The 4,691-nt window shown below is 35.4% G+C and carries 1 protein-coding gene; it reads left to right on the top strand.

All coding sequences use genetic code 11. The features are described from left to right. The coding region (locus AC4MRQ_RS24960) for an eCIS core domain-containing protein (protein ID WP_491200454.1) at positions 1-4,691 on the top strand (4,691 nt) is incomplete at both ends.

Here is a 4,691-nt window from a genome sequence, read left to right as displayed (position 1 = left end):
ACTCCAACGAAAACCCATATTTGAAAGCAATCAGGAATTACCAACAATAAATAAAGTCCAACGAAAACAAAACAATTCTTCAGTAATTGTTAAAACAAATCCACAGGCAAGTAGCAATTCACTTAATACTATCTCTCCAATACAATCTAAGCACAGCAATAGTGTATCTACAACTCAAAAATCTGTTGCTAACAATATCCAAAAATCTTCACTTAAGTTAGATAAGAAATCAGACCTGGAGGAACAGAGAGACTTACCGGTTAGTGAAGATACTGATATTAAGAAAAAACCCATTTTTGAGAGTAACGAAGAAGCATCGGGTCAAAATAATATCCAAAAATCATCTGATACCGATAATCATTCAGTAAGTTCTGATTTGGAGAGTCGTTTGAATGCAACTAAGGGAGCTGGTCAAAGTTTGGATAAGAGCACTCAGACTCAGATGGAATCAAGCATGAATGCAGATTTTAGCAATGTGCGTGTTCATAAAGGTCCGCATGCAGCTCAAATGAATCAGGAACTGAATGCAAAGGCATTTACTCATGGGAATGATATTTATTTCAACAGGGGAAATTATGATACCGGTTCAAGTTCAGGTCAGAGGTTGTTAGCTCATGAACTTACGCATACCATTCAACAAGGAAAAAGTATTCGCAGAATTCAGCGAAATATTGATGATTTATCAAATGCTCTGAACATTGTAGGAACAACAAATAAATCTCCCAAGTTGGATGACGTATTAACTAAACATCGAAATGCCAGTCCGAATAATGCTATCCTAAGGAACGAAATTAAGTTGATTCAAAGTTTTTTTAAGAATCCCAGTGATCCACTACTTAAACAACGAATCGTAAATCACGCTTCAAAAACAACGCTTCCAATAGTTTTAGATGTTTATTTTGATGTATTAAAACTCCATGGATGGTATTCTGAGGCCTCACAATTGGCTGATAAGACAAAGCACTATTTTGGTAAAACCGCTTTTTATAGTGCTTCGTTCTATAAAAATGTTCTAAAAAAAGATTTAAGCTGGCTTTCGGAACATGAAGATGTGAAAACATATATTCCCTACCGATATGTACATACTTACAGAATGTATTTGTTTGGTCCCTTCAGACCTTTACAAACATTAATTGGAAGACGGGATTTGATGCAAAAATATAACTTCATCAAGGGAAGGGTAAAAAGCCAGGTGGGCCTGTTCAAAAGTGAACGAAATCTTATTGCATTAGAAGCAGTTATCAGACTTGATAATTTCAGAAAAAAGCATTTATACAATCTTGAGAAAAGAGTTCACAGTTCAATTGATTATGGTGTCAAAGAATTTGCTGCAGAAGAATTAATGCAAACAGACTGGTCTGAGGTAGCAAAGAATGAAAGTCTTACAGAGGAGGAAGTATACCTTTTGGATAAGGTTAAGCGATATATTTATGCTGAATCGTTCAGAGCAAAGAAACTTTATAGTTCTTCAAAAGAGAACATCACAAAATATTTGCAGGGTAACAAAGAGATTACCAAGAAAATTAAAAAGGGATTTAAAGCTAAGGAGTTTAAAATATACGAAGCACCCTTACTCGTCATTGCTAAACAAGTTTTCAATCTAACATCAAAAGGAAAACTACCCTCACAAAAAGCGCATCTCAAAAATTTCGATAAGGCTCTGAAGAAATTGATACGACTAAGTCGAAAAATCAGTATTAAACAAATACAGCTTCAAAGATATAAGGTTCGGAAAAGGTCAGGTTCATTAATTGAATTATATGGAATACTACAATTCTTTATACGATCTATATATCTGAAGATTGATACCAATAAAAAAGAAGAAGAAGAAAAATACAGCAGAAACTTAAGAGTATATAATCGTTTATACCTGGCAACAAAGTTTTCAAGATTAGCAGAAATGCTGGGTTATTCAAGGCTTTTAAACTTATCAAATGAAGTAGGAAGCCCTAATCAAAAATCGAAGTTCAATTACAATCAAAAAGAAACACTATTAGCTTTTGGAGAAAAAGTAGAGTGGAAACAGGATGAAGTAGGAGGGAAAAGTGAAAAACTCTTAAATAAATTTATAAGGGATACGGGTGAAATCAATAATTCAGAATACCTGGCTCGATTAGTAAGCATATATCTGCATGGAGCCTTAATAAATCAGGAGATTGAATTGTTGAAAGCAAAACTTGCCAAAAGAGGTGGCAAATATTATGATGCTTCTAAGGATCAGGATTCAGAAGAATACACTCCGATTATTAACGAAGTAAATGAAGAAACTAATAAAATAAACAAAGGATTGGATGCTGTAATTCCAAGACGATTTATTTTGAGGAATGTTTGGTATTCACCACAGTACAAAGACAGACAAAGGTTTGGAGCTATTGTACAGCAAGATCAAAGGTTTAAAAATGAATTCTCTGCGAAATTCGCTCCTTCAGATGTAAATCTGGTGCCAAGAAGTTACTACAAACATAGGCTGGAAAACGGAATTGTTGTTTGGGTATTTAGTCAAATGGATGAATTGGTAAAATCGCTTAAACTACTATTTCCTGAAATAATTCCTGCTAATGCTTCGATGAGTGATTTGGAGTGGTTTAACAGTTTAGCTAAATATCTGAGTGAAAAGGAAGATTCAGCAGGTAAGGAAAAAACAGATACCAGTGCGAAAAAGGAATTAGATGAGATGGATCGCTCTGCTACTGAAAAATTGGTTACCAATCCAACCAAAAAACTAAATAAGTTGCGACGTAAAGCGTTTTCTCATCATCGCAGGGTAATAATTAAAAACGTCATTCGTCCATACTGGAATAGATTTGATGAAGGCAATATAAGAACCTGGTCGAGTCCCCTTAGGGCCATTGAACGAACACTTAGCCTGGCAAAAAATGCTGTTCCTGCTACAGATGTCAAGTTGCAATTAAGTATGACCTTGTTTGAATTGGCACCCTTGATGTATAGCAGGCTGCTGAATCAAAAAGTGCTGTTTTTGAATACAACCACTAATCGAATTGATGTTGTTAGTAAGCTATTACCACACGTAGTTGGTGCGTTGAGTTATGGAAATAAAATTTTAGAGCATTGGAGTGATCTAGATCCGGAATTTCCCCGAGCCTTTCATTCTCTCCGAATTAAATCGCTGGAATCATTACGCGACGGATTAACACGAATCATAAAAAATCAATATGCAGGTCAATGGCTCATTGGAGAAAAAAGCAGTAATAAACTCAAAGAATCAAAAAGCAGAAGGCCTTTCACCAAGAATAAAGGAATTATTTATAGCGGGAAAATATACAGGATTGAAGGAGTTGATGTTAACTTCAGCTATAAACCAGCCATTAAACTCGAAACCGGGAATATTGCATGGGAGCCTTCCAAGGTAAAAGATATTAACCCATCAGTACTTAAAATAGATGGTAAGGAAATTCCCTGGCGAGAACGGAAAGGAAAGGTACTGTTCACCCTGTTTGAAGCGGAAGTTGATGGTTCCGGGTCTCGTGAGTTACAGGTAAAGGATAACGATGATTATCTTTTAAATAAAATCAGATCCATCATTGCCATTGAGGATACAATGCAACAGCTTAAGGCACTTGGAGAAACCATTGAAACCGTTGGAGAATGGGCAATGACTCCTGTATATTTTATTCCGGGTGTTGGTCAGGCAGTAATGGCGGGAGAAATATTAGTAGGTGTACTTCAGGTGTTAACCGGCGAAGAATTTAAACATATAAAAAGTCTATTAACTGGTGATGCTGATAAGCTTCTTAAAGAAGGTTTTGAGAAATTTAAGAATTTTCTTGAACCAGAATATTTCTGGAAGTTTTTCCTTGACGATAGCATAAAATTACCACCTCTTGCAAAATCTGAAGAAAATAAGAAACCTCGCATTCGAAAGAAAAGCAGCAAATTGTCAAAAATGATGAGAGGTATTAAAGGGCTTGCAAAAATACTTTACAGGGGTACTCAGAATCTTAAATTCCGATTTAATTATTTAATAAAACGAATTCGGATGTTTGTGCTGAAGCGTCCTAAATTGATCTCATTCTTTAATTTTATAATTGATAATTTCTTTAGACTTTCTCGATTGCGGGGACATAAAGTAAGCCATTTTGTTGAAAACAGTAAGGGGGATGCTCAGGAATTTGGAGGGAAAATTAGTAATACTTTAGAAACACTAAAAACATTAGAAATTCCAAAAGATTTGGTTCCATTGCATTTAATAGTTGATGCAGTTTTGAGTTATGCAATTCCTAAGATAGCAAAAGGACCCAAGAAATTAATTGTTAAAGGAGTAATTGAAGGGCTTCGTGCAGTTGGTGTCTATGATAAGATTATGAAACGTGTAGCAGATTATCTTATTAACCAGGGAATTGATCCGAATAAGATCTGGTTGCAAATTGCTGATGAGAAAATCAAGCCTCAGATAAATACACTTGGTAAGGAGCTTTCAAATTCGATGAACAACATGTTTAAAGGTGTTCCGGGACTCTCTGGTATCGGAGTAAAAGCTCCTGAAATAACGGAATTGTCGACTATGTCTCAGGAAGAACAGGAAAGCGCAATTGGAGAAGCTCAACCAAAGTTAAATTCTAATATTGAGCATTTTGATCCAGCCGGGATCAAGATTTCAAATAGTTCTGGAGAACAACTAAGTGAAGACAAGCTGAATAATTTAGCAGAACAATATGGAGAAGATTTTTCAC

This window comes from Carboxylicivirga sp. (assembly GCF_982718395.1).
Note: the sequence above shows the minus strand (reverse complement) of the source record. Positions and strands in the feature narration are given on the sequence as shown.